Genomic DNA, 1,177 nt, shown 5'->3' on the forward strand with positions numbered 1-1,177 from the left:
CCAATAGAAAATTGAGTGGCCCATCATTGACGATTTCAACTTGCATATCAGCGCCAAACTGACCAGTGGCTACATTTGAATACTGGGTTTTGGCATAGTCGATGAGTTGCTCAAACAACTCTTGAGCAGCATCAGGTACCATCGCACCACCAAAATCAGGGCGGCGACCCTTGTCTGTTTTTGCCATCAGCGTAAATTGTGACACTAATAACAATCCACCATCAACTTGCTGGACGTTTTTATCCAGTTTACCAAATTTAGCAGGGTCGTCATCATTTTCAAAAATACGATAGGTCAAGATTTTGTCAATCATCCGCTGGGCGGCGGCGAAATCATCATCATGACCCAACCCAATATAGGCCAATACCCCATGATCAATTTTGCCAACACAATGCTCATCGATAGTGACGCTCGCACGGCTCACTCGTTGTATCAGTGCTTTCATTTACGACCTTCTTTATTTATAAATGGCTTACAGTTTATGGTCAGACAATAATACGCTGTCCATGATAAAATATGACCATTAACTTGCCCATGCAATAATGACATCACATCCTATTTTGGTAGCCTTATTATGAATGTATTTACCACCTTACAACAGCTGGTACCGCAGCAGCAACTCAGTAAAGTCGCTGGACGTTTGGCCGCCAGTCGTCATCCTTATGTCAAACGCACCTTTATCCGTGGTTTTGCCAAAGCCTATAACATCAGCTTAGATGAGTATGAGCGCCAAAGCCTTAATGCTTATGAGAGTTTCAATGACTTTTTTACCCGTGAGCTAAAAGAAGATGCTCGCACCATCGATACCACTGCAAACGGCATCGTAAGTCCTGCTGACGGTATCATCTCTCAGCTTGGACAAATTAAAGATCATAAAATGCTACAAGCCAAAGGTCGTCATTATGACGTTGGCCAATTGCTTGCTGATAGCGAAGATGGCAGTTATTTTGCCGATGGTAGCTTTGCGACAATCTATCTAGCACCTAGCAATTATCACCGTGTTCATATGCCATTTACTGGTACGCTGACCAAAACTCGCTACGTTCCTGGTACGCTGTTTTCGGTCAACAATACCACGGCAGCTAATGTGCCGGACTTGTTTGCGCGTAATGAGCGTCTGGTCTGTCTGTTTGATACCAAATATGGCAAAGCGGCCGTTGTCATGGTAGGTGCGATG

2 protein-coding genes are annotated in these 1,177 nt (G+C 44.2%); one reads left to right on the forward strand and one right to left on the reverse strand.

Annotated features, from left to right (window positions below; genetic code table 11):
- Positions 1 to 445: D-aminoacyl-tRNA deacylase (gene dtd, locus ACS8FC_RS14550; protein WP_439297286.1), on the reverse strand; the 445-nt coding region annotated here is incomplete at its 3' end.
- A 129-nt stretch (positions 446 to 574) separates the two neighbouring features.
- Here dtd and asd point away from each other — a divergent pair.
- The coding region (asd, locus tag ACS8FC_RS14555) for an archaetidylserine decarboxylase (RefSeq protein WP_439297287.1) at positions 575 to 1,177 on the forward strand (603 nt) is incomplete at its 3' end.

This window comes from Psychrobacter sp. 1Y4 (assembly GCF_051847555.1).